Here is a 26,961-nt window from a genome sequence, read left to right as displayed (position 1 = left end):
CCTCACCCGCCGGCCTGCGGCCGTCGACCTCTCCCTCAGGGAGAGGGGAAGGAAGCTTGAGCGGTGGGGCCGTCTCGAGCGCGCGGGGCGGCGAGACGGCCGAACCGGGAGCGGTCTACTGCCCCTTTGCCTTCAGGCGCTTGTTGCAGTCGCTCCAGTATTGCGGCCACTTCGCGCCCTGCGGCAGGGTGCCGGCCTTCTTCTTCTCCTGCCATTCGGCGCCGCAGGCGCGGATGCGGACGACCGCGGCCTGCTGGCCCGGGGTCATCGGCTTCTTGCCGGCAGTGGTCTTGGTCGCGTCGAGCTTGGCGGCGGCGTCCGGATCCGGCAGCGCCATGCCGAGTTCCTCATCGGCCGCGGCAGCCTTTGCCTTGCCCGGCTTGGCGGGGGCAGTCGCGTCCGGATTGGCGGCGGCGTAATCCTTGCTGCACTGGCTCCAGAATTTGGGCCAGGTCTGGCCGGCCGGAACCTTGTTAGCGGCCTTCATCTTGGCCCAGTCGTCGCTGCACGACGCCATGGCGGCCGACTTGGCCCCAGCCGGCTTGGCCTCCGCAGCGGCCTTGTCGGGAGCGGCCTTCGCGGTCGACTTCGCGGCGGCCTTCGGCTCGGGCGCGGCGGGGGCCTTGGCGGCAGTCGCGGCGTCGCTATCCTCGGGATGCGCGGCGGCGTAGTCCTTGCTGCACTGGCTCCAGAACTTTGGCCAGGTCTGGCCGGCCGGAACCTTGTCGTCGGCCTTCATCTTGGCCCAGTCGTCGCTGCAGCTCTGCATGGCGGCCGACTTGGTTGCGGCGGATGCCGGCAAGGTCGCCGCGAACAGCCCCAAGGATAGGCTGGCGCCCACCAAGATCAATGTGGATCGCATCTTCATAGTGCCGATCTCCCTTTGATGTCGCGATGACATCCGATCCCAGCGAAGCCACGACGGCATCGCACGTCCCCCGTTCACGGAGGGAACATCCGCGCGTTGCAAGTGTCAATCTCCCGGCGCGGGTCGGATCAAAAATCGTTGGCGGGTTCCGGCAAGATCGCGGCCGCTATTCGGGCGGCCGCGATCTCCTCTCTTCTACGGCTTATTATTTGCTGTTCTTGGCGAGCCAGTCCTTCATGAAGGCGATCTCTTCCTTCTGCGCGCGGATGACGGCCTCGGCGAGTTTGCGCGCCTCGGGGTCCTTGCCATATTTCAGCTCGATCTCGGCCATGGCGACCGCGCCCTCGTGATGGGGAATCATGGCGCGGATGAAATCGACGTCGGCATTGCCGGAATAGTCGATCGCCATGCCCTCCATCATCGCCTTGTCGGCGGCGCGGAAGGCTTTGGTCGAGGCGCTGTCACCCGGCTTTTCCGACGACATCGCGCCATGGTCCATCTGGCTGTGGTCCATCGTCTCCTCGGCCGAGGCCGGCAGGATGGCGAGCGTGAAGACGGCAGCGGCCGCCAGTTTTCCAAAATACGTCATGATCGTTTCTCATGCATGAGGCGGGCAGGAACAGGCGGCGTCGCGGCCCGCACGCGCCGACGCATCGATGGCGGAAAGGAAAAACGATCAGCCGCGGGGCGGCGGCAGGTCGGGGCCGATGGCGCGCTGGGCCGGCATGACGTCGGAAAGCGGGCGCGGCGCAGCGCCGGGAGCGGCGAGACGCTCGGGCATCGCCTCGACGAAAAGCGCGAAACCCGGCAGCGCGACGCAGCAGGACGGCATCGCCATCGTGGCGGCCGGCGCGTGGCCGCCCGAGGCCATGGTCATGCGGTGCGCCGGAACGCCGAGCTGGCTCGCCGCGCTGGCGGAGATGAGCGGCGCGGCGTGCGGACAATCCGGCTGGGCCGCATGATCCATCGCCATGGCCGGGCCGGCACCACCGGGCACCAGCACGCTGAGGACGATCCAGACAAGAGCCACGAGACGCCGGATATTCTGCATGCCGGGAAATTGGTCTTTGCGCGGGCCCGCGTCAATGTCCGGATTGGGCAGATTTCTGTTCACGCTGGCCAGATAAGTGTTCAGCTGTCATTCAGCACTGATAGGCTGCAATAGAGCATGTCGAGGGGATCGAGAGAGAATGAAATGACGCGGGACAAGGCGGATATCGGACGACGACAACTGTTCCGGCTGGGCGCGGCCGGACTCGGATCGAGCGTCGCGGTATCGCTGGCCTCCCCCGTTCTCGCCGAGACGCCGCTCGCCGCGCCCTCGGTCGCGCGCAGCCCCGAAAGCTTCGTCTGGAAGATGGCGACGGCCTGGCCAAAGGATACGCCGGGTGTCGGCGTCAGCGCCCAGCGCCTGGCCGAGCGGATCGGCACGCTTTCCGACGGCCGGCTCAAGGTCCAGGTGTTCGACGCCGGCGACCTCGTCGCGCCGGGCCAGGTGTTCGACGCGGTTTCGACCGGCAAGGCCGAGATGGGCCATGGCTCGCCCTATTACTGGGCCGCCAAGGACCCGGCCTTCCACTATTTCTCCGGCGTGCCCTTCGGCCTGACGGCCAACGAGCACATCGCCTGGCTGGCCTTTGGCGGCGGGCAGATCCTGTGGGAAAAGGCCTATGAGCCGTTCGGCGTGCTGCCCTTCTATGTCGGCTCGACAGGGCCGCAGGCGGCGGGCTGGTTCAAGCGCGAGATCCGGACGCCGGAAGACTTCAAGGGCCTGACCATCCGCATCACCGGCCTCGGCGGCGACGTGCTGAAGCGGCTCGGCGCCAGCCCGGTCCTGCTGCCGCAGGGCGACATCGCCGCGGCGCTCGAATCCGGCACGATCGACGCGGCCGAATGGGTCGGCCCGTGGAACGATCTGGCGCTCAACCTGCCGCGCGCCGTGCCGTTCTGCTACATGCCGGCCTTCCACGAACTGGCGACCGCGCTGGAGCTGATGGTCGGCAAGACGGCGTTCGAGACGCTGCCGGACGACCTGCGCGCGGTCGTGCGCTCGGCCGCGCTGGCGTCGGCAACCGAGGTTTCGGCCGATTTCTCCGCCAACAATATCGTCGCCCTGCCGATGCTGGTCGAGCGCGGCACGGTGGTGAAGAGCTTCCCGAACCCGGTGATCGACGCGCTGGCCAAGACCTCGGCCGAGGTGCTTGCCGAGGTCGGTGAATCGAGCCCGGTGGCCAAGGAAGTGCACCCAGCCTTCATCGCCTTCCGCAAGAAGGCGGTCGCCTATGCCGCCGTCGCCGAAGGCGCCGCGCTCGCCATGCGCGCCCGGGCGCTGGCGATCTAGGGGGCATAGCCCCTTCGACTTGCCCAGTCCCACCCTCGCCGGCCCCACCCTCGCCGTCATCCCGGGCAGATACCCCGGGATCCATTCAGCCGGGTTGACTGTCGCGTGAAGCGCCCGATGGCACGGCGGTATGGATCCTCGCCTGCGCGAGGATGACGGAGTTCTGCCTGTCGACGTCCAGTCCGAGTGTCCCTGCGCGCCCTGGGGGTCTAGTCCAGCGTCTTCTGCAGGAACACCAGGTCGAGATAGCGGCCGAACTTGAAGCCGAGCTCGGGCATGCGCGCCGTTTCGACAAAGCCCTGCTTCGCGTGCAGGCGCAGCGAGACGTCGTTGCCGGCCTCGATGCCGGCGACCATCATGTGCTTGCCCTGCGCCCGCGCCGCGTCGACCAGCGCCGCCAGCAGCGCCGAGCCGGCTCCCTTGCCCCGCGCATCGCCGGCGACGTAGATCGAGTTCTCGACCGTGAAGCGATAGCCCTGGAAAGCGCGAAAGTCGCCATAGCTGGCATAGCCGAGCACACGGTCGCCCTCGACCGCCACCAGCACCGGAAAGCCCTGGCCCGTGCGGGTGCGGAACCAAGCGATGCGGTTGTCGAGATCGACGATGTCGTCGTTCCAGATCGCCGCCGTGTTGACCACCGCGTCATTGTAGATGGCGAGGATGGCGGGAAGGTCGGCCTCGGTGGCCGGGCGGATCGTCGTCATGGTCCAACCTGCTTGTAGAAGAATGTCGCCGAAGCGAGCGTGCCATCCGGCGTGAAGGAATGGCGGGGCATCACGCCATATTCGATCCAGCCATGCGCCCGGTACAGCGCCTCGCCGGCCGAGCCGGTCTGCGTATCAAGATGCGCCAGCGTCCGGCCCGAGGCGCGCACGGCAGCCTCCGCCGCCTGCAGCAGCGCGCTGCCGATGCCCTGCCGGCGGGCGCTCGAATGCACCAGCATCTTGCCGATCTCGGCCCGGTGCGGCCCGTTGGGCTGCGGCGCGAAGGTCACCACCACCGTGCCGACGATTTTGCTGCCTGTCTCGGCGACCAGCAGCTCGCGGCCGCCGGCCTCGATCGCCTCCATCTGGCCCTGCCAGAAGCGCGCGGCCTCGGCCTGCGAAAAGCCGGCCATGAAATTGACCGACGCGCCATGCGCCACGGCGTCGACGAGGATGTCGGCAAGCTGCGGGATCGCCGCCCGCGCGGCGGCAGCATCCAGTTTCAGGATCGAGGCCATCATGGCTCCAGGGTTCTTTCTCTCCCTCCAAAAACAGGCCTTGGCATCGCTTCTGTCAATGATAAACTACGATAATAGGAAATATTGAAGCATCGCATAAACAATCCTTATGGATATCGACCAGCTCCGCAGTTTCGACCGGATCGTGCGCGACGGCAGCTTCACCAAGGCCGCCGCCCGGCTCAACGTCACCCAGGCGACGATCTCGATGCGCATCCGCGCGCTGGAAGCCCATGTCGGCGGCGCGCTGTTCACGCGCGGCCGCAAGGTGGAGCTGACCGAGCGCGGCGCCACCTTCCTGCCCTATGCCCGCCGCGTGCTCGCGACCCTGCTCGAAAGCGAGGACGCGATGCGCAGCGTCGATCGCGGCCGCATCGCCTTCGCCTCGCTGCGCAGCCTGATCGAGCCGCTGGCGACGCCGGCCGTGGTCGAGTTCATGCGCGCCCATCCGCGCGTCGAGCTGCAGTTCGAGGAAGGCCGCCACCGCGACATCGCCGAATGGCTGCATGACCGGCGCATCGACCTTGCCATCATCGGCTGGCCGAATTTCGATCCGCTGCTCGAGGCGCTGGAGCCTGTCGCGCTGCTGCGCGAAAAGGCCGTGCTCGCCGCCTCGCCCACGCTTGCCCGCGAGATCGGGCCGCAGCCAACCCTCGACCGCATCTTCGCGGTGGCGCCGCATTTCCTCTCCTTCTTCTGGTGGCAGGTGACGCCGGATGCGATCCAGTCGCTGCGTCACCGGGCCCGCACCAGCTCGCAGGTGCTTTTCTCCTCCGGCCGCGCGCTGATCGAGCATGGCGCCGCGATCGGCCATCTGCTCGAAGCCTCGATCACGAGTGACCTCGCGAGCGGCCGGCTGGTCGACTTGGCGCCGATCGACATGCCCGTCATCTGGCGCGATTCCGCCCTTGTCGCGGGCACGCCGGACGCGCTTTCGCGCCCTCTGGTGGCGGAACTGGCCGACCGGATCGTCGCCCGCGCGGCCACGCTCGGCGTGCTTCATGCGGACCGGCGTTGAAAAGGCCCGTTTCAGCGCTTTGCGGCCAACAACCTTGATGCTATTGAGCGCGCCATGAGCACCGTGCCGCAAGACAACATCCGCAATTTCTCCATCGTCGCCCATATCGATCACGGCAAGTCGACGCTTGCCGACCGATTGATCCAGGCCACCGGCGGCTTGACCGACCGCGAGATGAAGGAGCAGGTGCTCGACTCGATGGATATCGAGCGCGAGCGCGGCATCACCATCAAGGCCCAGACGGTCCGGCTCGACTACAAGGCCAAGGATGGCAAGACCTACATCCTTAACCTGATGGACACGCCCGGCCACGTCGACTTCGCCTATGAAGTGTCGCGATCGCTCGCCGCCTGCGAAGGCGCGCTGCTGGTCGTCGACGCGTCGCAGGGCGTCGAGGCGCAGACGCTGGCGAACGTCTACCAGGCGATCGACAACGATCTCGAGATCGTGCCGATCTTGAACAAGATCGACCTGCCGGCGGCCGAACCCGACCGCATCAAGGCGCAGATCGAGGAAGTGATCGGCATCGACGCGTCCGACGCCGTGCTGATCTCGGCCAAGACCGGCATCGGCATTCCCGACGTGCTCGAAGCCGTCGTCACCCGCCTGCCGCCGCCCAAGGGCGACCCGGACGCGCCGCTGAAGGCGCTGCTGGTCGACAGCTGGTACGACGCCTATCTCGGCGTCATCGTGCTGGTCCGCATCATCGACGGCCGCCTCAAGAAGGGCGCCCGCATCCGCATGATGCGCGCCGATGCCGTCTACGAAGTCGAGCGCGTCGGCTATTTCACGCCGAAGCTCGTTCCCGTCGACGACCTCGGCCCCGGCGAGATCGGCTTCTTCACCGGCTCGATCAAGGAAGTGGCGGATACGCGCGTCGGCGACACCATCACCGACGACAAGAAGCCGACGGCCGAGCCGCTGCCCGGCTTCCGCCCGGCGCAGCCGGTAGTGTTCTGCGGCCTGTTCCCGGCCGATGCCGCCCAGTTCGAGGAACTGCGCGCCGCGATGGGGCGCCTGCGCCTCAACGATGCGTCGTTCTCGTTCGAGATGGAATCCTCCGCCGCGCTCGGCTTCGGCTTCCGCTGCGGCTTCCTCGGCCTGCTGCATCTGGAAATCATCCAGGAGCGGCTGGAGCGCGAGTTCAACCTCGACCTGATCGCGACCGCTCCATCCGTCATCTACAAGATCACCCTGACCGATGGCAGCGAGGTCGAATTGCACAATCCGGCCGATATGCCGGACGTGATGAAGATCCGCGAGATCTCGGAGCCCTGGATCCGCGCCACCATCCTGACGCCGGACGAATATCTCGGCGCGATCCTGAAGCTTTGCCAGGAGCGGCGCGGCATCCAGTCCGACCTCTCCTATGTCGGCTCGCGCGCCATGGTCACCTACGACCTGCCGCTCAATGAAGTCGTTTTCGATTTCTACGACCGGCTGAAGTCGATTTCGAAGGGCTATGCCTCGTTCGATTACCACCTGACCGACCACAAGCCGGGCGACCTGGTGAAGCTGCAGATCCTGGTCAATGCCGAGCCGGTCGACGCGCTGTCGATGCTGGTCCACCGCACCCAGGCCGAGCGCCGTGGCCGCGCCATGTGCGAGAAGCTGAAGGACCTGATCCCGCAGCATCTGTTCGTGATCCCGATCCAGGCCGCCATCGGCGGCAAGATCATCGCCCGCGAGACGGTGCGCGCCATGCGCAAGGACGTGACGGCGAAGTGCTATGGCGGCGACATCACGCGCAAGCGCAAGCTTCTGGACAAGCAGAAGGAAGGCAAGCGCAAGATGCGCCAGTTCGGCAAGGTCGACATCCCGCAGGAAGCCTTCATCGCCGCCCTGAAGATGGACGATTGAGGGGCCCAGCCCTTTTGCAGATTTCGCGGCCGTTCCGGGCAAATCGGGACGGCCGTTTTTCTTTGGAGGATTCCTCTTCTCTGGCAGAAACCACCCTCAACATGCTGAGGAGGCCCGGAGGGCCGTCTCGAAGCACGCAAAGCGGCGCCATCAGGATTTGCTATCAGGCGGTGCGTCCTTCTCGAGGCTTCGCTGCGCGAAGCGCCTCAGGATGTTGGAGAGCGGAGCGCTGCAGAACGGCATTCCTGGATTACCCTCACCTCTCGCCGAGACACCCTTCACCTCTCCCATGGAGAGAGCTCGGGCCGCAGGTCCGGGAGAGGGGTTGAGGCCTTTCCGGAAGATTCCCTACGCCCTCACCCGCCGGCTCCGCCGTCGACCTCTCCCCGCGGGAGAGGTGAAGGAGAGTGCATTCCGACGATCACGCGTGGGCTGCACCCGTGGCGTCTATCACCCTGGCTCCCATTCATCCCCACCCTCCGGCGTCATCTCGGGCGAAGACCTAGGATCCATGCAGCCGGGTTCTGGGGAGGTGTTTGCAACAAGGGAGAGGCAGCCATGCCAAGCCCCATCAGAGCGAAGCGCGAAGCGCCACGCATCCCGACCAGACATGCCTCGGATGAATGGATCCCGGGTCAAGCCCGGGATGACGGCGAGGGTGGGGAGGACGCCGAGCCATAGCCTGTCAAGGGGAGTGGCAATTGCTTCAACCGAGCCACCCTTTCACCTCTCGCGTGGGGAGAGGTCGGACCGCAGGTCCGGGTGAGGGGTTGAGGCTTCTCCGGAAAATTTCCCTACGCCCTCACCTGCCGGCTTCGCCGTCGACCTCTCCCCACGGAAGAGGTAAAGCCAAAAACCTACCCGCGCAGCATGTCGAGAACGGCCTTCAGCACCACAGCCGGCTCGATCGACTTCATGTCGCGCCGGCCGTCGATTTCGGGGGCCTGGACGATGGTGTTGCGGACCGCCTGCGGCGCCCAGCGTTCCGGCTGTCCGGGGCCGAACAGGCTCACCATCGGCACCAGCGAGATGCCCATCAGATGGCCGAGCCCGGTATCCGGCGCGACGCCGATTTCCATACGTCGCGCGCTCGCCGCCGTCAGTTCCAGCCGATAGACGCTCTCGGCCTCGCCGTCATAGCGCGCCGGCGTGAACAGCGCCTCCGCCACGCCGGCGCGGATCGCCGCGATCTCCTCGCGCTCGGACGGGCCGGAGATGAAGACCGGCGTCAGCCCCTCGGCGAGCAGCAGCTTCGCGAAGGCGATGTTGTGCGGCACCGGCCAGCCCTTGCCGCCCTTGGTCGTCACGGCAATACCGACATGGCGGCGGCCTGCCGGAAACAATTCCGCCGCCAGCGCCAGCGCCTGTGGCGGCAGATGGAAGCCGTCGCGTGCGGACACCGTCCAGTCGAGCTTCCTGCCGGCGTCCGCCTCGATCGTCGACCAGCTGCGATCGACAATCAGGGAGGGACGGTGGAATTTGCCGATCGGAATGCTGCTCTGGAACCCGCCGGATTTCAGAAAAAGCCGCGCCAGCAGCACGTCGCCGACGCGCGAGCGCACGTCGAACACCCGGTGGAAGCGCGGCAGCTTCAGCAGCGCCGAGATGACCGGCACCGGCCAGTAGCGCGCCCGCGGGAAGTGCACGAAATTCGGCGCGATGTCGGCGACCAGTTCATGCACCGGCCGGGTCAGCCGGTCCGGGCAGGACGAGATCCACCAGATCGGGTGGCCAGGATAGCGCTGCGCCACGGCCCAGATCAGCGGACAGACCATGAGCGCGTCGCCAAGACCGGCGCGGTCGCTGAGGACGGCGATCGGCGCGAGCGCGCCAGCAGGGGTGGATGTCATGAGGCAGGCCGGTTGATCTGACGGAGGGGCTGCTTCCCTTAGCGGTTTTTTGCGCGCCGCCATAGCCACGCCGGATTGCACCTCGAGCGAAATTTTTCGGCGGTGGCCGGCCCGGGAGGGACTCCTTCGAGCCGCTCGCCAGAACGGATATGGACGGAGCGGACCCCGCGCCCTACCATCCCGGCATGAGCAGAGCTTTCGTGAAGGAAGATGACGCCGACCATGGCGATGACGGCTTGCCGGAACGCCCGGTCTCGCCGCACCCCAATCTGGTGACCTGGGAAGGCCTGGCGGCGATCGAGGCGGAACTGGCCCGCCTGGCCGAGGCGATTGCCGTCGCCCGGGCCGAGGACGACCGAATGGCCCTGGCCGCCCTGGGTCGCGACCAGCGCTATTGGGAGCAACGCCGGATCAGCGCGGAACCGGTACCGCCGCCGGACGACCCGGACACGGTCCAGTTCGGCGCCACGGTGACAATCCTGCGCGAGGACGGACGGCGGCAGACCTACCGCATCGTCGGCGAGGACGAGGCCGATCCCAACCAGGGAACCGTGTCGCATGTCTCGCCGCTGGCACAGGCGGTGCTTGGAAAAGGCGTCGGCGACGAGGTCGTCATCGCCGGCCAGGACGCCGAGATCGAGGCGATTTCCTGAGGACTGGCGTGGCGGACCTTCGGTCGCGCTCGGCATGTCGAGTATTTTGAGAGCATGGCAGGCCACCCTCTCCCATCATCCTGAGGCGCCCGGCGAAGCCGGGCCTCGAAGGAGGGTCCAGGGAATGCCAGGACAGGACGGAGGCTGGACTCCCCTCGACTTCGTATTCAGTCTCGGTGCCACACTGAACCCTCCTTCGAGGCTTCGCTGACGCGAAGCACCTCAGGATGTATTCCCTGATCGAAGAGGGAGGCAGTTTTGAACCTCCTCACTAACTTGGTCTGAAATACCCTTCCTTCACCTCTCCCTGAGGGAGAGGCCGACGGCCGCAGGCCGGCGGGTGAGGGTTTACCGCCTCTCCGGGTGGTTTCCTAAACCCTCACCCGGAGCTTCGCTCCGACCTCTCCCTCAGGGAGAGGTAAGGGCAGCGCGGCTCGAATGGAGAAATCGGTATCGCTTGTCGATTTACGGTCCAGACAGCCGGGATGATGGTGGAGGATGTCGATCGGACAGCACGGCGCGGACAGGGAGGCGGCTTGAAACCACCCCAAACAAAAAGGGCGCCGGCCGCAACCGACGCCCTCGAAACTAACCCCGGTAATCAGACGGATTCGCCGACCTTGGGCTGCGGCACGACGCGCAGATAGGGCTTCAGCGTCTTCCAGCCGCCCGGGAACTTCTCCTTGGCCGCTTCGTCGGAGACCGAGGGAACGATGATCACGTCCTCGCCCTGCTTCCAGTCGACCGGCGTCGCCACCGAGAACTTCGAGGTCAGCTGCAGGCTGTCGATGACGCGCAGGATCTCGTCAAAATTCCGCCCGGTCGATGCCGGATAGGTCAGCGTCAGCTTGAGCTTCTTGTCGGGACCGATGACGAAGACCGAGCGGACCGTCGTGGTGTCGGAGGCGTTCGGATGGATCATGCCGTAGAGATTGGCGACGTTCTTGTCATGGTCGGCGATCAGCGGGAAGTTGAGCGTCGCGCCGGTGGCGTCGCGGATGTCGTCGATCCACTGGCCGTGATTGGAAAGCTGGTCGACGGAAAGGCCGATGACCTTGACGCCGCGCCGTTCGAATTCCGGCTTCAGCTTGGCGACCGCGCCGAGCTCGGTGGTGCAGACCGGGGTGAAGTTCTTCGGATGCGAGAACAGCACGCCCCAGTCATTGCCGAGCCACTCGTGGAACGAGATCTTGCCCTCGGTCGTGTCGGCGGTGAAATCGGGGACAACGTCCCCCAGATTGAGTGCCATTTTGGTTGCGCCCTCGATGCATGGGGCCGACCGCGGAGGGGCCGGCTCTTTTCTCCAGCGCGAGTATCGCATGGCCGCGCAACCGGTCAATCGCGGAATCCGGCGGGTTCGGAGAACGAAATCGCCCTACTCGCGCCATTGTCGCCAAATCATTCCGATCTTCTCCTCCCTCCCCTGCCAAACTGGAATATTCGTCCAAAGCGAGCCGGCAGCGTCCGGCCTGGAATGGTTGACGGATCGTCAAGATTGATCGGCGATACTGCGCCCCGGGGAGCGCTGACCAGGAAGGTGTCATCATGCTGAAAAAGCCGATCCGCGCGCTCGCGCTTTCGATCCTGCTGCCGGTTTTCGCCGTCGCGCCCGCCATGGCGGAATCGATCGACACGACGCCGGCGAAGATCCTGTTCAGCGACGTCAAGACGCCGATCCCGCTCGAGGCGCGCGCCATTGGCTCGTATGCCAAGGGCTGTCTCGCGGGCGCGGTCGCCCTGCCCGTCAACGGCAAGGACTGGCAGGCCATGCGCCTGTCGCGCAACCGCAACTGGGGCACGCCGGAGCTGATCGCCTTCACGGAAAAGCTCGCCCATGACGCCAAGCGCCAGGACGGCTGGCCGGGTCTTCTGGTCGGCGACATGGGCCAGCCGCGCGGCGGCCCGGCGCTGACCGGCCATGCCAGCCACCAGATCGGCCTCGATGTCGACCTCTGGCTGACGCCGATGCCCAACCGCCTGCTTTCGCGCGACGAGCGCGAGAAGATGTCGGCGACCTCAATGGTCAACGAGAAGGCCCGTGTGATCGACCGCTCGGTCTGGACGCAGGGCCAGGTCAAGCTGATCCGCCGCGCCGCGCTCGATCCCAGGGTGGCGCGCATCTTCGTCAACGCGGCGATCAAGAAAGCGCTCTGCGAGGATACGCGCGGTGATCGCGGCTGGCTCAACAAGGTCCGCCCCTGGTGGGGCCACACCTACCACTTCCACGTCCGGCTGGATTGCCCGCCCGGCATGGCGAGCTGCGTGCCGCAGAAGGCGCCGCCTCCGGGCGATGGCTGCGGACCGGAGCTCGACGCCTGGCTGCAGCCGCCCAAGCCGCCGAAGACCCCGACCAAGCCGACCAAGCCCGCCGTCAAGCCGCGGCCGATGCTGCTGGCCGACCTGCCGGCCGCCTGTCGCCAGGTGCTGATCGGCGCGCCTCCCGGCATGACGCCGGAGCCGGCCGCCGTGCCCATGGCCTATGACGCCGCCCCGCCCGCCGACATCGAGAACCCCGCCGACGCGCCGGTGACCGGAACGCTGCACTAGGGTTAACGGGGTGCTAACAGGAAACGGCCGCTTCGATCCCTCGAAGCGGCCGTTTTCGTCTTGATGCCCTACGCGTCGTCCGGCTCGGCGACCCAGTGCTTCATGGTCGTCAGGCTGCGCTGATATTGCGGCGGGGCATAGGCTTCGGCGCCAAGCTCATAGGCGGCGCGCCAAGGCCAGCGCGGATCGGCCAGGATGGCGCGGGCGAGCGCCACCATGTCGGCCCGGCCCTCGCGCAGAAGCCCTTCCGCCTCGGCCGGGGTGGTGATCAGCCCGACAGCGCGGGTGACGATATCGGCGCCAGCGCGGATTTTCTCCGCGAATTCAACCTGATAGAGCGGCCCGATCGGGATCTTCGCGTCATGGGCGTTGCCGCCGGTCGAGGCGCAGATATAGACGACGCCGACTGCTTTCAGCGCCTTGGCGACCTCGACCGCCTCATCGACATGGAAACTGTCGCGCTCGACCCATTCCGAGGCCGAAAGACGCACGCCGACAAACATCCGCTGCGGCAGCGCCGCTCGCACCGCCTTCGCCACCGTCACGATCAGCCGCATCCGGTTTTCCAGGCTGCCGCCCCAGCGATCGTTGCGCTGGTTGGAGATCGGCGACAGGAATTCATGCAGCAGATAGCCATGCGCACCATGCAGTTCGACGAAGTCGAGCCCTGCCCGCTCCGCCCGCTTGGCCGCGTCGACGAAAGCCGTGACGATCTGCTCGATGCCGGTCTCGTCCAGGGCAGTGGGCGTCGGCCAGCCGGGTCCGAAGGGAATGGCGGAAGGGCCAACCGTCTGCCAGGCATCCTGTTCGGGCGTCAGCGCCCCGCCGCCGAGCCAGGGAAGCTGCGACGACGCCTTGCGCCCGGCATGGCCAAGCTGCACGCCGAAGACGGCGCCAGGGACCGCCACCCGCCGGGCCGCCGCCAGCGCCCGCGCCATCGCCGCCTCGTTGTGATCGGAATAGAGCCCGAGGCAGCCATGCGAGATGCGCCCGCGCCGCTCGACGCCGGTCGCCTCGAAGGTGATCATGCCGGCCCCGGAGATGGCCAGATTCATCCAGTGCTGGATATGCCAGTCGCTGGCCGAGCCGTCATCGGCGGAATACATGCACATCGGCGCGACGGCGATGCGGTTTGGCAGGGTGAATTCGCCGAGCGTGATGGGGGAGAAAAGCGCACTGGTCATCGATCGATCCATTTGAAATGCGAAGGCATGGGGCAGACCGGACGCATAGCGAGCGCTCGCGCGCCCGAAACGCCGTCCTGCGGATTGGCTTGGGAGCAAGATGGCGATCGGGCGTCGGTCCGACCGCCTTGGCAATTCAGCGCGACGTGTCGAGCCGCTGTCCGGAAGACGCATTGACGCGCCACCAGCCGGCTATGGCATGGCGCGGCCGATGCGAAGGCAGAACCTCATGCGGGATTTCTTCCGACATCATCAGCACGACCCGGCCGGCCTGCGGCACCACCTCGACCGTCGCCGCGTCCGCTTCCGTCGATTTCCAGAGCCGCAGCGTGCCGCCATAATCGGCCTGCCAGCCGGCATCGAGATAGACGATCATCGAGACGACGCGGTTGCGAGCACCGGTCAGGCTGTCGAGATGCCGGCCATAGAAGCCGCCGGTCGGATAGGCGATGAAATTGCACTCGAAATCGAACAGGCCGAGAAAGAGGCGCCGGTTGATCGCGATGCGCAGCCGCTCGGCCATATCGAGAAAGCGGCGCTCCGCACCCGTGCCGCCATCGAACCAGCGGATCGCGGCGCGCCGGATTTCGGCCGCCTGCCGGCGTCCGGCCTCGCGGCCGACTCCCGCATCGGTCAGGGCGCCGGAGACCTCCATCGCCGCCAGTTCGTCGGCCAGCGCCTCGACCAGTCCGTTGTTGAAGAAAGCGTCGACGACGACATAACCATCCTGGGCCAAAGCCTCGATGGCTGCGTCGCCGACCAACGTGTCGAAGTCATCCGTCTCCGCTTCGATGACCTCGCTCACAGGGCTGCCACGCCTGTGCCGATCGGGCAGGAAACGCCCGTGCCGCCCAGGCCGCAATAGCCGTTCGGGTTCTTCGCCAGATATTGCTGGTGGTCTTCCTCGGCGAAGTAGAAGGGCGGCCGGTCGAGGATTTCCGTCGTGATCGCGCCATGCCCCCGGGCGGACAGCGCCGCCTGATAGGCATCGCGCGCCGCCTCGGCGCGGTTGCGCTCGGCCGCATTGGCGACATAGATGCCGGAGCGGTACTGCGTGCCGACATCATTGCCCTGGCGCATGCCCTGCGTCGGGTCGTGGCTCTCGAAGAACAGCTTCAGCAGCGCGTCATAGGAGATCACGGCCGGGTCGTAGGCGACGAGCACGACTTCGTTATGGCCGGTCATGCCGCTGCAGACCTCGCCATAGGTCGGGTTCGGCGTCAGGCCGCCCGCATAGCCGACCGCCGTCGCATAGACGCCGTCCGCCTGCCAGAACTTGCGCTCCGCACCCCAGAAACAGCCCAGTCCGAACAGCGCCGTCTCGATGCCGGCGGGATAGGGTCCGGCGATCGGATGGCCATTGACGAAATGCGCGCCCGGGGTGGTGATCGGTTGCGCGCGGCCAGGCAGGGCCTCGCCCGGCGCCGGCATGCGTGCCTTGCGCTGGAAGATGTCGAGGAGATTCATGCGTAGTCTCCTTGTGTAGGATGAAGTCAGGCGACGATGGAGCGATAGCGCCGGCGCCGGCCTGCGAGAACGAGAAACGCGCCAAGCGCGCCGAGGACCAGCCAGGTCGGCAAGGTCAGCAGAAACTGGATCACCGGCGACCAGACCCAGGGACCGACATAGGCCTCGATATGGGTGGCGACCGCCGTCTGGAACGAAGTCAGGCTGGCTGGATCAAAAGCGAACCAGGCCTGGCCGAGCGGGGTTACGGTCAGCGTCGAGGCGGCGATCGACTTGGTACCGTCGATCACCAGCCCCACCACCGCGCCGGCGATGGCAAAAAGGCCGAGAAGACGGACAAGAAGGGTGAACATGGCTTGATCCCTCGTCGCGGCCCGGCTGACGCGAGCGGTCAGCGGCGGCTGGTCCAGAGATAGTGTGGCGGTACGATTTCGGCAACATTTGCCGCCCCCGCGACCATTAATACACGGCCATCCCCGGCTGTTTTCACAGGAAGCCTTGCGGCTTGCCCTGGCTTCGTGATACCGCACGGCCTGTCTTGCCAAGAGCAGGACCTGCCGAGAGCAAGAGGCGTCCACCGCCTCGAAATATTGCGCTGGCAGACTTCCACGCCGCAGGGCGTTTGGTACGGAGGGGTGGCCGAGTGGTTGAAGGCGCACGCCTGGAAAGTGTGTATACGGGAAACCGTATCGCGGGTTCGAATCCCGCTCCCTCCGCCATATATATCTGATTTCATTGATTTTTTGCGCTAGCGCGCATTCGCTCGCCGGAAATGCCCGCCAATCCGATCGCGCTGTGCTGCGATTGGCTGAGATTTGGTCGCGACCTTCGCCTGGCCGCAATCTGTCGATGGTCGAGGCACGCTACAATTCGACTCGGATCCCACTGTTCCAGCTCTGTCCCGACGAACTGCCGACTATGGACACACGCACCCTCATCCGCGGTGTCACATCGACGCCGGATTGGGAGCGGCCCGGTAGTGTGGTTTCACTTATCTCGGATCCGTGGGGTGGGCGGCTAGGCCGTCGAGCCATCCGGCATCTCGCCCGACAGCAGTAGAGCCATTGCGAGAGTGATGGAGTGATCGTCATATGGCTTGGAGAAAAACCGGCTGCCCCCTGGCAAGCTGCTCTCCTCGAGAATGGCGGCGCCGGAGGCGACAATCAGCTTTACCGGAGGCCAGCGCTTTCGGATGTAGTGGGACAGCTTGATCCCGTCCATGGTGCCGGGCATCTGCACGTCGGTGAACACCAGATCGATATCCTGCCGGGAGCCGAGGATAGCAATTGCCTCGTCCGCATTGGACGCCTGAAGGGCCACGTAGCCCGCAGCGAGCACGAGATCGATCGCGCCCAATCGAATGATCGCGCTGTCTTCGACCACAAGCACGACAGCTTTGCCGTTATTCATTGCTCACTCGAGTGATTGTAGATGGGGAGCCCAAGACCTTGCACAAAATGCTTGCTAGGCGGCGGCGGGAAGGTCGGCTTTGATGCCGGCGCTTTCCACATGGCTGATGGAGACCTTCGTGCCAGGGTCGGCATTGGTGACCTGGATTTCCCCAAGCATGTTTTTCGCCAAGGCCTCGACGATGCCACTGCCCAATCCCGCTTTGGGTGCGTCGTCACCTGAGGGCATGCCGATGCCGTCGTCGACGACGGAAAGCGTCCAGTCCTGGCCAGAACTCTGATAGTCGACCCTAATCGTTCCAACTCGCTCGTCAGGAAATGCGTGCTTGAGGGCGTTGATGACGAGTTCGGTCACGATAAGCCCCAGGCTCACGGACACATCAGCCGTGACGCGACTGTCATCGACCGTAACCTGGATCGAAAGGCGATCCGGGTCAGCAATCATGGATGCGCCGAGGCTTTGGCAAAGCTGATTGAAATAGTTGCGGACCTCAACGTCACTGGCGCCGGACATGGACAATTGCCGCTGCAGGGCAGCGATAGACATAACGCGATGATGGGCGTTCTGAAGGTGGCCACGCGCTTCTTCCGACAAGACCCGACGGGCGTTCTGCATGAGCACGCTCGCAATGATCGGAAGGCTGTTGGCGACCCGATGCTGAACTTCCTGAAGCAGCATGGCCTTGTCGCGAACCAGATCATCTTTCAGTCGCGCTTCGGCCCGGGCATCGGTCACGTCGGTGACGGCGAGAAGGAGACGGACATGGTCGACGTCCCCGTCATCGAGCGTGCGCGCGTTGACGACCAATTGCCGGGTTTTCTGATTGGGCCGCACCAGGTCGATTTCGTAGGCTTCTACCTGAACGCTTCCCGACGCAGTGGCCTTCAGCAACAGCTCAAGCTTGGGCATAGCCCATTCGCCGCTCCCTAACTGGCCCAGCTGTCTGCCGGGAATTGACGCGGGATCAATCCCGAATGTCCGGCAGAACGACGTGCTCCCAGCGATGATGGTCAAGTCGTCGGTCAGGAAAAGAAGCGGTTCGTTGGATGACACCACGACCGCAAGAGTGCTTGCCGCTTCAAAATGCGCGCTGGGGGACATAGGTGGCCCTCGAGGGCCGGAGACTTGCGAAGCAAGTCATTACTCGGCAACGACGCCAAGCCGCCAGATGGGCTGGCTCGACGGGCTCATCCTATCACACCTTGCGCAGAAGCCCTTCGTTCCAATGTCTTGTCTCCGGGCCCTAGAGCCATGGCGACGCCGGCGTCACGATCCTGAACGGCACGCCGGGCCGTGGTAACTAGCGGCAACTGCGAGAGGGTTTCCCGCTTTAGTTCTCAGATGCCCGTCGGGCAGTACGGTCAATCGCCTCGATAACCTGTCCATAGAGCGCGGGCGGCAAGTCATGCCCCATGCCGTCGATCAACAGGAGATCCGCGTTCGGGATCGAGGCGGCCGTGTCCAGGCCGCCTGCCGGCGAGATGAGTGGATCGTCGGTTCCATGAATGACGAGCGTCGGTGCCGTGACGGTCGCCAGACGGGAACGCCGTTCACCGGCCACGGCCATCGCGGCAATTTGCCGTCCGCTGCCGCCGGGATCGTAGGCACGGCGAACCTCTTCCAGGACGAGAAGCCCATGAGCCACCTCGTCGAAAGGGTGCTTGCCGGCAATGCGGCGTGCGAAGGCAAGGCTGTGAGCGAGGAACCCGGCCTCGTCCAGGGCGGGATCTGGCACGGGCCGCATCATCATCGCCATGACGTCGGGCTCAGCTTGTGCAAGTGCCGGATTGCCCGTGGTCGACATGATCGACGTCAAGGACAGTATCCGCTCCGGATGCTCGCTCGCCATGATCTGCGCGATCATGCCGCCCATCGATCGCCCCACCACGTGCGCGCGGTCGATGGCGAGCCCATCGAGCAAGCCGATGGCGTCTGAGGCCATGTCATAAAGGGTATAAGGAACGTCGGGTCGCTGTCCCGACCCAAGTGCAGCCGCCAGCGCGCCGAAATCCGGTTTCGCGTACTGCGGAAAATGGGTCGAGCCTCCAGCGTCGCGATTGTCGAACCGGATTGCGCGATAGCCTCGCCCTGCCAGCGCTTGGCAGAACTGCGCCGTCCATCGGATCCTCTGAGTACCCAGCCCGGCAATCAGCAGGATCGGCAGATCCTCGTCGTTGCCGAAACTGTCATAGGCCACATCGATCCCGTTGGCTTTCACGAAGCGCATCGTCCCATTCCGCCCGGCTCTTGCTGAAGAATTTGATCGGCGTGGTTATATCCGGGTAAAATGGTGAGGTCAATTATTACCCGGGTAATAATTGACCTTCGAGCCGAAAAGGGAATATGCCCCCGGCTTGCCCCATTGCGCTTGGCTGCGACAGGCGAATGAGGCTGCCCCATCGCGCCTGCCCTCAACCGAATGCCCGAGCAGGGGAGCGGTTGCGGCGCCTTCTCCGCTAAAACGGGGTCCCTCAAAGAAAAATCGCGCTCGTCGTGGAACCAAACGCTTTCGAGCCAGTTGAAGCGCCGCGAGGATAGATGGGGGCCGGGGTATTTCGTGTCGGGTATAAGGCCAAGAGTCCTCGTCATCGAGGACGAACCGATCATTGTCATGCTTCTGGAAGAGTATCTTCTCGACGCGGGCTGCGATCTCGTCGCTAGCGCGGCGACCTTGGAGAAGGCACTCGTTTTTGCCGCCACCGAGGATGTCGACTTCGCCATACTCGACGTCAGCCTTGGCGCGCAGTCCTCCTTCCCGGTCGCGGAAGCTCTTTTGCAGCGCGACATTCCCTTTCTCTTCGCGTCGGGCTTCGGCAGGCAGGCTCTGCCGGAGCAGTATCGCGGCCACCGGATTCTCGCCAAACCCTTTGACTTCACCGAGCTCGTCGAGGGGATCGACGCGACGCTGGGCAATCGTTTTTCACTGAGAAAAGGCGCCTAGACGCCGGCTTGGTGGACTGGATGCGGCCGGCTACACTTCGCCGGAACGGGTTGAAACTGGCCGCGTGCAAGGGGCCGTTTAGGAAAATGACATGGTGCTGGTGAAGACGTCCGAGATCGCGAAGCGCGCCGACGCGCCGGCCCCGTCGGTGGCAGCGGCCGCCCCCGAGACCAAGGGCGCCGCGGCGCGTCGATCCCAGGACCGGGCCCGGGTCCGCCAGCAGAAGGTTGCGGAGCGGATCGGCGCCGCAACCGAGGAACTGGCAAGCGGGATGACCGAGGCAGCGGCGGCGGCTCAACAGCTGCGCCAGTCGCTGGAGCAGATCTCGGCCGGTGCCGAGGAAGCCGCCGGAGCCGCCCAGGAGTCCCAGGGCGCCGTCGAGATGCTGGGGGCGACGTTCTCCCGGGTTCGCGACTCCGCCGAGACGTCGCGGCGCAAGACGGATGCCCTGCATGCCGCCGCACTGGAAAGTGCGGCCCAGATCGAGGACGCCATCACCTCCTTGGTCACGGCCTCCACGCGCCAGCTCGCTTCGGTGGATATCGCGGTGCGGCTGGAGAAGCAGGCGGCGGGCATCGGCGCAACGACGCAGATGGTGGCGGACATTTCAGACCGCACGAACCTGCTCGCCCTGAATGCGGCGATTGAAGCCGCGCGCGCCGGCGATGTCGGCAAGGGGTTCGCCGTGGTTGCCGACGAGGTCCGCGCCCTGGCCGAAGTGGCGGAGCGGACGGCCCGCGACATTGAGGGGCAGTCCACCAGCATCCAGCGGGAGGTACAGACGCTCGCCGAGCAGATCCGTGGCGCGGCGAATACCGCCCAGCGCCAGACGGTGACTGCCCGTTCCATCACCGACCACCTTTCGGCCATGCGCGATGATCTCGGGGCGCTCTCCGACAGCAGCCAGAAGATCCTGGCTTCCGCGATCGAGGCGGACGTCGCCGTTCGCGAGGCCGGCCGCGGTTCGGAACTCGTGGCCAGCGCCGCCGAGCAGCAGTCCGCAGCGGTGGCGCAGGCCCAGCGATCGGTCCAGCAGCAGAGCCAGGCCCTGGACCAGAGCCAGGAGGCGGCCCAGTCCCTGGCCGTCCTGGCCGAGGACCTGCACGGACAGGGCTCCGCGGCCAGCGGGCGGGAGCAGCTCAGCGCCGCAGCCGAGGAGCTGTCGGCCACGGTTCAGGAGCTTGCCGGCGCCGCCGCGGAAATCCTGATCGCGATCGACCAGATCGGCCGAGGCGCTCAGGCCCAGGCGGCAGCCACACAGCAATCGAATGCGGCGCTGCAGTCTGTCGAGAAGACGCTCGACCAGTCGGAAAAGGCAACGCGCCTCGCCATCGAGCGGGCCCGGTCGATCGCATCGCTCTCGGCCAAGACGCAGTCCGCGCTGGAAGAGATCAGCGGGAACTTCTCGGCGACCTTGGACGGGACGCAGATTTCACTCGATGTGCTGAACTCGCTGGCGGACGTCTCGCGAAATATCGAGAAAAGCATCGACCGGATCGTCCTGGTATCGGTCCAGACGAGCATGCTTTCGGTTTCCGGGTCGATCGAGGCCGCCAGGTCCGGCGAAGCCGGCCGGGGTTTCGCGCAGGTTTCGAGCGACATTCGCAAGCTCGCGCAGGAAGGCAGCGACTATATCGAGGGCGTCAAGGACGTCGTGCGGCTGATGCAACTGCAGATCGCCACCATGCGCCATGATCTCGAAATGGTCCTGGAAGTCGCCGGAAACGAGCGGAGCAAGAATGCAGCGGTGATCGAGCGGATGAAAAACGTCGAGCGCGATATCGCCGCGATCGCCAAAGGCAGCGACGATATGCTTGGCCAAGCCCAGCTTGCCCTCAACGCGGTGCGGGAAGTGCAGGCCGGGACCCTGCAGATCGCGACAGCGGCCCAGGAAGCAAGCGCGGCGGCGATCACGGCCAGCACGGCTGCCAAGGAGCAGTCGCGCGCGGCCGAGGACCTTGCCGCGGCGATCGAGGAAATTGCGTCGCTCGCCGACGAGTTGCAGCTGGCGGCCAGCTAATGGCGAGGGCAAAGGCTCGCATAGCCAGCGAGGCCGGACGCAAGCTGACCGTCGTCATCGATGGCCGCGACTATCTGCTGCCGGCGGAAAAGGTGCTGGAGGTCGGGCGTCGGCCTGCGATTACGCGCGTTCCAAACAGCTTGCCGGCCCTGGCGGGCCTGATGAATTTTCATGGGTTGGCCATCCCCGTCATCCGCCTGAGCGGGTTGGTGGCTTCGACCGAGAGCGGCACGCCGGCGCCATCCCGGGAAACCAGGGTTGTCGTTTATGACGAGCGCGGCGCGGTCGCGCTTCTCATCGACGACGTCCGCCAGCTGACCTCCGATCAGGCCTCTGCGGCGCAGTCGCTGGATGTCGCGAAACTGCTGGCTGCCCAGTTCTTCGAAACTGCCTCGCTGCCCCGTCGCGCGGCCAGTCAGCCCACGGCCCCCGACAGGGACAACGAGGTTCAGGGGGACACGCGTGCGCTGCTGTCATTCCGTCTGTCGGGACAGCACTTCGCCCTGCCGCTGGAAAATGTTGCCGAGGTCCTGAAGCTGCCGGTCGGGGTGACCGGCCTGCCGAAGGGGGCGGCGACGTCCGTCGGCATGATCGTCCTTCGGGAGGATGTCGTCCCGCTGGTTTCGCTCGCGGCGCTGCTCGGCCTTGCCGAGGTTCCCGATGAGAGGCGGCACGTCGTTGTGGTCCATTTCGGAGATGAGCGTATCGGACTGGTTTCCGGGCTGCTGACTGGCGTCGTTCGGGTTCCCGAGACCTCCATCGATCCCGTTCCGGCGATCCTCCAGCGCGGAACCGGCGATGCGGAGATTGACGCGATCGCTCGGGGTGACGGCCATCGGCCGCTGATCTCGATCCTGACGCCGGCGCGCCTGTTTCGAAACCGCGAGGTCCGCGCGGCGTTGGCGGGCCAGGGCGTCAAGGAGACCGACATGCCGGACCATAGCGCCGCCGACCCGGACCAGCGCTTCCTCGTCTTCGCTGTCGGCGACGACGTCTTCGGCCTGCCGATCGAGTCGGTCGACGAGATCGTCCAACTACCCAACGCGATTTCCCGCGTTCCCAACGCGCCGGACTTCATCGCCGGCGTGATCAACGTCCGGGGCAAGGCGGTTCCGGTGATCGACCAGCGCATGCGCTTCCAGGCGGCGGAGGGCCTCGGGGCAAAGCGGCCGCGCGTCATCGTGGTGACGATCGACAAGCTGCAGGCCGGCTTCATCGTCGATTCCGTTTCCGAGATCCTGATGGTTCCAACCTCCGCCATCGGGCCGGCGCCCAGCTTGCCGGGAAGTGGCGGCCAGGTCTTCGACCGGGTCGCCACTCGGGGCGAGGACGGCGCGATGATCCTCCTGGTCGATCCGAAGGAACTTCTGGACAGGGCCGAGCGGGACCTTCTCAAGCGCTTCCAGCCGACAGCCGACACGGCTCAACCGTCGTGATCCGCCTCCTGATTGTCGACGATTCCGCCTTGATGCGCCGCTTTCTGGGCCGGATCTTCGAGGCTGAACCCGATTTCGAGATCGCCTCGGCGCGCGATGGCGCGGAGGCGCTGGACATGATCCGCGATTTCGCCCCCCACGTCGTCACCCTCGATATCACGATGCCCAGGATGGACGGCCTCGCCTGTCTCGATCGCATCATGGTCGAGCACCCCTGCCCCGTCGTGATGGTCTCCGCCCTGACCGAGCATGGCGCGGACGAGACGCTGCGGGCGCTTGAAATGGGTGCCATCGACTTCATTCCGAAGCCGCAAGGCACGATCTCGCTGCATGCCGATGAACTGGCGCCGCTGATCGTCGAGCGGGTCCGCGCCGCAGCAGCCGCCAAGGTGCCGCGAAGCCGACGCCTGGCCGAACGCGTACGGTTTCGGGCCGAGAGTCACGCGGCGCGGTCCTCGCAGTCAGCCCGCCCCGTCGCATCGAAGGCGGATTTCCAGCTTTCGGACGACTGCGTGGTGCTGATCGGCTGTTCGACCGGGGGCCCGCCGGCGCTCGATGCCGTGCTGTCCGGCCTGCCGGGCGATTTCCCGTGGCCGGTCGTCGTTGCCCAGCACATGCCGGTCTCGTTCACCGGCCCGCTGGCACGCCGGCTCGACAAGCTTTGCGCGGTTTCGGTCGTCGAGGTGACGAAGCCGACGCCCCTGGAAGCCGGGCATGTCTATATTGGCCGGGGCGATGCGGATGTCGTCCTGACCCGCCGCAACAAGGGGCTCACCGCCATCGCCATGCCCGCCGATCCGGAGCACCGGTGGCATCCCAGCGTCGACCGCATGGTGCGCAGCGCCATGGAGCATGTGACCGCCAGCCGGCTCGTCGGACTGCTCATGACCGGCATGGGCAATGACGGTGCGGCGGCGATGGCCGAATTGCGATCGCGCGGCGGCCATACGATCGCCGAAGCCAAGCAGAGCGCCGTCGTATGGGGAATGCCCGGAGAGCTCGTGAAGCTGGATGGCGCGGTCGATGTCGTCGAACTGCCGCGTATTGGCGAGCGCCTGATGGAGCTGGCGCGATGACCACAGGCGAAGATTCGAGATATCTCTCGACGGCCGATCTGCTGCGGCTTTGCGATTTCCTGTACCGGCGCACCGGGATGCTCTTCGGCGAGACAAAGCGATACTACATCGACCGACGCGCCGCGGACCGCGTTGCCGCGACGGGCGCCGTGTCCTTCGGCTCCTATTTCAATCTTCTTCTCAGCGACCCCAATGAGGCCGAGCACCTCATCAACCGCTTCACGGTCAACGAAACCTATTTCTACCGCGAAGAACACCAGCTTCGCTGCCTGAGCGCCTCGCTGCTGCCGGACCGCATCCGTGACAAGATGCCGGGCGACCGGATCCGTATCTGGTCCGTCCCCTGCTCCACGGGCGAAGAACCCTATTCGATCGCGATCTGGCTGCTGGAGAACTGGCACCTCGTCGATGCCTACAATGTCGAGATCGTCGGTTCGGATATCGACAGCGTCGTGCTGAAGGATGCGAGCCTCGGCGAATACGGCAAGCGCTCCGTTTCCCGCCTGTCGGACGATCTCCGGCAACGCTATTTCGAGCGGGCCGGCGGGGACCGGTGGCGGATCATCCAGGACCTGCGCGAATCCGTCAGCTTCCGCCCCGCCAACCTGATCGACGCGCAGTCCATGGCGTCCGAAGGCGCGTTCGACATCATCTTCTGCCGCAACGTGCTGATCTATTTCGACGATGAATCGCGCCGGCGGACCGTCGACCATCTCTATGATGCGCTGCTGCCGGGAGGATATCTCTGCCTGGGGCATACCGAATCCATGAACCGGATCTCCCAGCGGTTCGAGGTTGCCCGGTTCGAAGACGCTGTCGTCTACCGTCGCGCGCGGGGAAACTGAGTGGACGATCTCCTGGCCCAGTTCGTCATCGAGGCGGCGGAACTCACGCAGCAGGCGGCGGAGGATCTGCTCGCGCTGGAGCGCGAGCCGGGCGACCGCGCCAGGCTGGACAGCGCCTTCCGCGCCATTCACACCCTGAAGGGATCGGTCGGCCTCTTCGATCTCGCCCCAATGCAGAGCGCGCTGCACGCCGCCGAGGACGTGCTGGGGCTTGCGAAGAAGGAAGACGCCGAACTCGATCCCAGCCGGATCGATCCGATGTTCGCGGTGGTCGAATGGGTCGACCGCTGCGTCCGGGATCTGGAGCAGACCGGCTCGCTCGGCGACAAGGCTCAGGAGGAAAGCGCGGAACTGGTTCGCGCGCTCGGATCCAAGACACCCTCCTCCGCTTCCGCGTCACCGCCTTCGCTCACCTCCGGACCGGTTCCGCCCTGGGCCGCGAGCCTTTTCGAGGCCCATCCGACGGGTCAAGGCGCGGATGCGGTAGCCTTCCGTTACGCGCCCACACCGCAATGCTTCTTCAACGGCGATGATCCGGTGACGCTGCTGGCCGCCGTACCGCAGATCGTCTTCGCGCGGATCCTGACGCGCGACGAATGGCCAGCGCCGACCGAAATGGACCCCTTCCGCAGCAATCTGATCTTCGAGGCGATCTCGACGGCGAAGCGGGCGGATATCGAAGCGGTGTTCCGTCTCATTCCCGACCAGATCGCCATCGTCCAGGCGCGGCCGGCCGAGCAGCCGACTCCCACGCCGGAACCTGTCGAGCCGAGCGCACGAACGATCCGTGTCGATCTCGCGCGGATCGACGACATCGTGACGCTCGTTGGCGAAGTGCTCACCGCCAAGAACGGCATGTCCGCCCTCGTCGCCGAGGCCCAGGCGCTCGCCGGAGGGCTGCCGCTTTCCCGCAATATCGCGACCGCCCAGCAGGACCTCACCCGCCTGATCAACCGGCTGCAGCGCGCTACGACCGACGTTCGCATGGTGCCGCTCGGCGATACGCTGCGCCGTCTGCCGCGCCTGGCACGCGAGATTTCCGGGCAGACCGGCAAGCCGCTGCAACTGGACGTCTCCGGCAGCGAGATCGAGGCCGACAAGAGCATCGTCGATGGCCTGTACGAGCCGCTGCTGCACATGCTTCGAAACGCGGTCGACCACGGCATCGAGACGGAGGAGCAGAGGCGGATCGCCGGCAAACCCGCCAAGGGCCGAATCTCGGTCACCGCCCGGCAGGTCGGCCACCGCATCGAACTGCAGGTCGCCGATGACGGTCGCGGAATCGAGCCGGAGCAGATCCGCGCCACGGCACTGGCGCGCGGCCTGATCCCGCGCGAGGATGCCGAGAGCCTGGACGGAACCGCCATCCTGGACCTGCTGTTCGCCCCCGGCTTTTCGACCGCGGAAAGCGTCACGGACCTTTCCGGGCGGGGCGTCGGCATGGATGCGGTACGGACGGCGGTGCGGCGACTGGGCGGCAAGGTCGCCATCGCCAGCACGGTCGGAGCGGGAACGACGATCACGCTGTCCCTTCCGACGGGCTTCTCCATGAGCCGCATCCTGGTAGTCTCCGTCTCCGGCGAGACCTATGGCATTCCGCTGGAGGCGGTCGCGGAAACGCTCCGCATACCGTCTGACGCGCTCGTGAAGGTCCGCTCCGGAGAGGCCTATGTGCTCCGCAACCGCACCCTTCCCGTGCTGCGCCTCGGCGACATCCTGGGCACCCCTACCCCGCCGCGTCCGCAAGAGTTGATGCTGGTGCTGGAACTGGGAGCCACCGTGGTCGGGCTCGTGGTCGACAGCATCGGGGAACGCTTCGAGACCTTGCTTCGACCACCTACGGGCCTGCTGAAGCATGCCAACAGCATTCAGGGCACGGCCGTGGTCGGCGACGGTCGGATCGTCATCGTGCTGAACCTGGAGGCGCTGCTGTCATGACGGTTGCCCTGGAAGGAATGGAGATCCGGCTGACAGGTCGATGTGGCGTCGAGGAGGCGGAGACGCTGCTGGCGGCGCTTCATGCCGCGCCGGAAAGCCGCGTTGTGCTCGCCGCCGAGCGGGTCCATACATCCCTCTGGCAGGTGCTGCTGGCCTTGCGCCCCGAAGTCGAGGGCGAGGCGCCGGATCCGTTTTCGGCTCAGTTCATTCTCCCCCGGATCCGACGAAATGATCCGGCCCCATGAAGACATACCCGAAGGTGTTCCTTAAAAAGAGGAACAATCG

26 protein-coding genes and 1 tRNA gene are annotated in these 26,961 nt (G+C 65.8%); 13 read left to right on the top strand and 14 right to left on the bottom strand.

Annotation, left to right across the window (positions count from 1 at the left end; genetic code table 11):
* Positions 1-115: 115 nt before the first annotated feature.
* From ACHMWQ_RS06005 to ACHMWQ_RS05995, 3 genes are all read right to left on the bottom strand, one after another.
* Positions 116-868: a hypothetical protein gene (locus ACHMWQ_RS06005; protein ID WP_396306768.1), complete on the bottom strand. Its 753-nt coding sequence runs from the start codon at positions 866-868 to the stop codon at positions 116-118.
* Positions 869-1,073: 205 nt separating this feature from the next.
* Positions 1,074-1,457, bottom strand: a complete 384-nt coding sequence (locus ACHMWQ_RS06000; protein WP_396306767.1) for a DUF305 domain-containing protein — start codon at positions 1,455-1,457, stop codon at positions 1,074-1,076.
* Between the two features lie 87 nt (positions 1,458-1,544).
* On the bottom strand, positions 1,545-1,919 hold the full coding sequence (locus ACHMWQ_RS05995) for a hypothetical protein (RefSeq protein ID WP_396306766.1): 375 nt from the start codon (positions 1,917-1,919) through the stop codon (positions 1,545-1,547).
* Between the two features lie 144 nt (positions 1,920-2,063).
* Between ACHMWQ_RS05995 and ACHMWQ_RS05990 the strand changes: the two genes are divergently transcribed.
* Positions 2,064-3,209 (top strand): TRAP transporter substrate-binding protein, encoded by a 1,146-nt coding sequence (locus tag ACHMWQ_RS05990; protein WP_396306765.1) that lies wholly within the window; start codon positions 2,064-2,066, stop codon positions 3,207-3,209.
* Between the two features lie 209 nt (positions 3,210-3,418).
* Here the strand turns inward: ACHMWQ_RS05990 and ACHMWQ_RS05985 are convergent, their stop codons facing one another.
* Together ACHMWQ_RS05985 and ACHMWQ_RS05980 are read right to left on the bottom strand one after the other, a co-directional pair.
* Positions 3,419-3,913, bottom strand: a complete 495-nt coding sequence (locus ACHMWQ_RS05985) for a GNAT family N-acetyltransferase (RefSeq protein ID WP_396306764.1) — start codon at positions 3,911-3,913, stop codon at positions 3,419-3,421.
* Positions 3,910-4,434, bottom strand: coding sequence for a GNAT family N-acetyltransferase (locus ACHMWQ_RS05980; protein ID WP_396306763.1), 525 nt, complete (start codon positions 4,432-4,434; stop codon positions 3,910-3,912). The genes ACHMWQ_RS05985 and ACHMWQ_RS05980 overlap by 4 nt, the downstream gene beginning before the upstream one ends.
* 106 nt (positions 4,435-4,540) lie before the next feature.
* On the opposite strand from ACHMWQ_RS05980, the gene ACHMWQ_RS05975 reads away from it, so the two are divergent.
* The gene (locus tag ACHMWQ_RS05975; RefSeq protein ID WP_396306762.1) at positions 4,541-5,449 is read left to right on the top strand and encodes a LysR family transcriptional regulator; all 909 of its coding nucleotides are present in this window, start codon (positions 4,541-4,543) and stop codon (positions 5,447-5,449) included.
* Between the two features lie 54 nt (positions 5,450-5,503).
* Positions 5,504-7,309 carry a translation elongation factor 4 gene (gene lepA, locus ACHMWQ_RS05970; RefSeq protein WP_354554319.1) on the top strand — a complete coding sequence of 602 codons (1,806 nt, stop codon included), beginning with the start codon at positions 5,504-5,506 and terminating at the stop codon, positions 7,307-7,309.
* An 857-nt stretch (positions 7,310-8,166) separates the two neighbouring features.
* Here lepA and ACHMWQ_RS05965 read toward each other — a convergent pair.
* Entirely contained in the window at positions 8,167-9,159 is a 993-nt protein-coding gene (locus tag ACHMWQ_RS05965; protein ID WP_396306761.1) for a glycosyltransferase family 9 protein, read from the bottom strand.
* A gap of 185 nt (positions 9,160-9,344) precedes the next feature.
* On the opposite strand from ACHMWQ_RS05965, the gene greA reads away from it, so the two are divergent.
* Positions 9,345-9,812 carry a transcription elongation factor GreA gene (greA, locus tag ACHMWQ_RS05960; RefSeq protein ID WP_396306760.1) on the top strand — a complete coding sequence of 156 codons (468 nt, stop codon included), beginning with the start codon at positions 9,345-9,347 and terminating at the stop codon, positions 9,810-9,812.
* Positions 9,813-10,413: 601 nt separating this feature from the next.
* Here greA and ACHMWQ_RS05955 read toward each other — a convergent pair.
* Positions 10,414-11,061, bottom strand: a complete 648-nt coding sequence (locus ACHMWQ_RS05955; RefSeq protein ID WP_396306759.1) for a peroxiredoxin — start codon at positions 11,059-11,061, stop codon at positions 10,414-10,416.
* Positions 11,062-11,357: 296 nt separating this feature from the next.
* Here ACHMWQ_RS05955 and mepA point away from each other — a divergent pair, with 296 nt between their 5' ends.
* Positions 11,358-12,359 carry a penicillin-insensitive murein endopeptidase gene (gene mepA / locus ACHMWQ_RS05950; RefSeq protein WP_396306758.1) on the top strand — a complete coding sequence of 334 codons (1,002 nt, stop codon included), beginning with the start codon at positions 11,358-11,360 and terminating at the stop codon, positions 12,357-12,359.
* 68 nt (positions 12,360-12,427) lie between these two features.
* Here the strand turns inward: mepA and ACHMWQ_RS05945 are convergent, their stop codons facing one another.
* From ACHMWQ_RS05945 to ACHMWQ_RS05930, 4 genes are all read right to left on the bottom strand, one after another.
* The gene (locus tag ACHMWQ_RS05945; RefSeq protein WP_396306757.1) at positions 12,428-13,543 is read right to left on the bottom strand and encodes an NADH:flavin oxidoreductase/NADH oxidase; all 1,116 of its coding nucleotides are present in this window, start codon (positions 13,541-13,543) and stop codon (positions 12,428-12,430) included.
* Between the two features lie 136 nt (positions 13,544-13,679).
* Positions 13,680-14,348, bottom strand: a complete 669-nt coding sequence (locus ACHMWQ_RS05940; RefSeq protein WP_396306756.1) for a 2OG-Fe(II) oxygenase — start codon at positions 14,346-14,348, stop codon at positions 13,680-13,682.
* Entirely contained in the window at positions 14,345-15,010 is a 666-nt protein-coding gene (gene msrA, locus ACHMWQ_RS05935) for a peptide-methionine (S)-S-oxide reductase MsrA (protein ID WP_396306755.1), read from the bottom strand. The genes ACHMWQ_RS05940 and msrA overlap by 4 nt, the downstream gene beginning before the upstream one ends.
* Positions 15,011-15,036: 26 nt before the next feature.
* A complete protein-coding gene (locus tag ACHMWQ_RS05930) occupies positions 15,037-15,363 on the bottom strand; it encodes a hypothetical protein (RefSeq protein ID WP_396306754.1) in 327 nt (108 codons plus the stop codon).
* Positions 15,364-15,639: 276 nt separating this feature from the next.
* Between ACHMWQ_RS05930 and ACHMWQ_RS05925 the strand changes: the two genes are divergently transcribed.
* Positions 15,640-15,729, top strand: a tRNA-Ser gene (locus ACHMWQ_RS05925).
* A gap of 298 nt (positions 15,730-16,027) precedes the next feature.
* On the opposite strand, the gene ACHMWQ_RS05920 is transcribed toward ACHMWQ_RS05925, so the two are convergent.
* The 3 genes from ACHMWQ_RS05920 to ACHMWQ_RS05910 all read right to left on the bottom strand — a co-directional run bounded on the left by ACHMWQ_RS05920 (position 16,028) and on the right by ACHMWQ_RS05910 (position 18,647).
* Positions 16,028-16,420 carry a response regulator gene (locus ACHMWQ_RS05920; protein WP_396306753.1) on the bottom strand — a complete coding sequence of 131 codons (393 nt, stop codon included), beginning with the start codon at positions 16,418-16,420 and terminating at the stop codon, positions 16,028-16,030.
* A gap of 54 nt (positions 16,421-16,474) precedes the next feature.
* Complete coding sequence (locus ACHMWQ_RS05915; RefSeq protein WP_396306752.1) at positions 16,475-17,521, bottom strand: sensor histidine kinase; 1,047 nt, start codon at positions 17,519-17,521, stop codon at positions 16,475-16,477.
* 229 nt (positions 17,522-17,750) lie between these two features.
* Entirely contained in the window at positions 17,751-18,647 is an 897-nt protein-coding gene (locus ACHMWQ_RS05910; RefSeq protein WP_396306751.1) for an alpha/beta fold hydrolase, read from the bottom strand.
* A gap of 192 nt (positions 18,648-18,839) precedes the next feature.
* Here ACHMWQ_RS05910 and ACHMWQ_RS05905 point away from each other — a divergent pair, with 192 nt between their 5' ends.
* From ACHMWQ_RS05905 to ACHMWQ_RS05875, 7 genes are all read left to right on the top strand, one after another.
* Positions 18,840-19,361: a response regulator gene (locus tag ACHMWQ_RS05905; protein WP_396306750.1), complete on the top strand. Its 522-nt coding sequence runs from the start codon at positions 18,840-18,842 to the stop codon at positions 19,359-19,361.
* Between the two features lie 91 nt (positions 19,362-19,452).
* Positions 19,453-21,381, top strand: coding sequence for a methyl-accepting chemotaxis protein (locus tag ACHMWQ_RS05900; protein ID WP_396306749.1), 1,929 nt, complete (start codon positions 19,453-19,455; stop codon positions 21,379-21,381).
* Positions 21,381-22,817: a chemotaxis protein CheW gene (locus tag ACHMWQ_RS05895; protein WP_396306748.1), complete on the top strand. Its 1,437-nt coding sequence runs from the start codon at positions 21,381-21,383 to the stop codon at positions 22,815-22,817. The genes ACHMWQ_RS05900 and ACHMWQ_RS05895 overlap by 1 nt, the downstream gene beginning before the upstream one ends.
* Positions 22,814-23,893 carry a chemotaxis-specific protein-glutamate methyltransferase CheB gene (cheB, locus tag ACHMWQ_RS05890; RefSeq protein ID WP_396306747.1) on the top strand — a complete coding sequence of 360 codons (1,080 nt, stop codon included), beginning with the start codon at positions 22,814-22,816 and terminating at the stop codon, positions 23,891-23,893. Before ACHMWQ_RS05895 ends, cheB begins: the two co-directional genes overlap by 4 nt.
* Positions 23,890-24,738 carry a protein-glutamate O-methyltransferase CheR gene (locus tag ACHMWQ_RS05885; protein ID WP_354553577.1) on the top strand — a complete coding sequence of 283 codons (849 nt, stop codon included), beginning with the start codon at positions 23,890-23,892 and terminating at the stop codon, positions 24,736-24,738. The genes cheB and ACHMWQ_RS05885 overlap by 4 nt, the downstream gene beginning before the upstream one ends.
* Positions 24,739-26,676, top strand: coding sequence for a chemotaxis protein CheA (locus tag ACHMWQ_RS05880; protein ID WP_396306746.1), 1,938 nt, complete (start codon positions 24,739-24,741; stop codon positions 26,674-26,676). It begins immediately after the preceding gene.
* Entirely contained in the window at positions 26,673-26,921 is a 249-nt protein-coding gene (locus ACHMWQ_RS05875; RefSeq protein ID WP_396306745.1) for a hypothetical protein, read from the top strand. The genes ACHMWQ_RS05880 and ACHMWQ_RS05875 overlap by 4 nt, the downstream gene beginning before the upstream one ends.
* Positions 26,922-26,961: the final 40 nt, after the last annotated feature.

The organism is Kaistia sp. UC242_56 (assembly GCF_044452255.1).
Lineage (GTDB): Bacteria > Pseudomonadota > Alphaproteobacteria > Rhizobiales > Kaistiaceae > Kaistia > Kaistia defluvii_A.
Note: the sequence above shows the minus strand (reverse complement) of the source record. Positions and strands in the feature narration are given on the sequence as shown.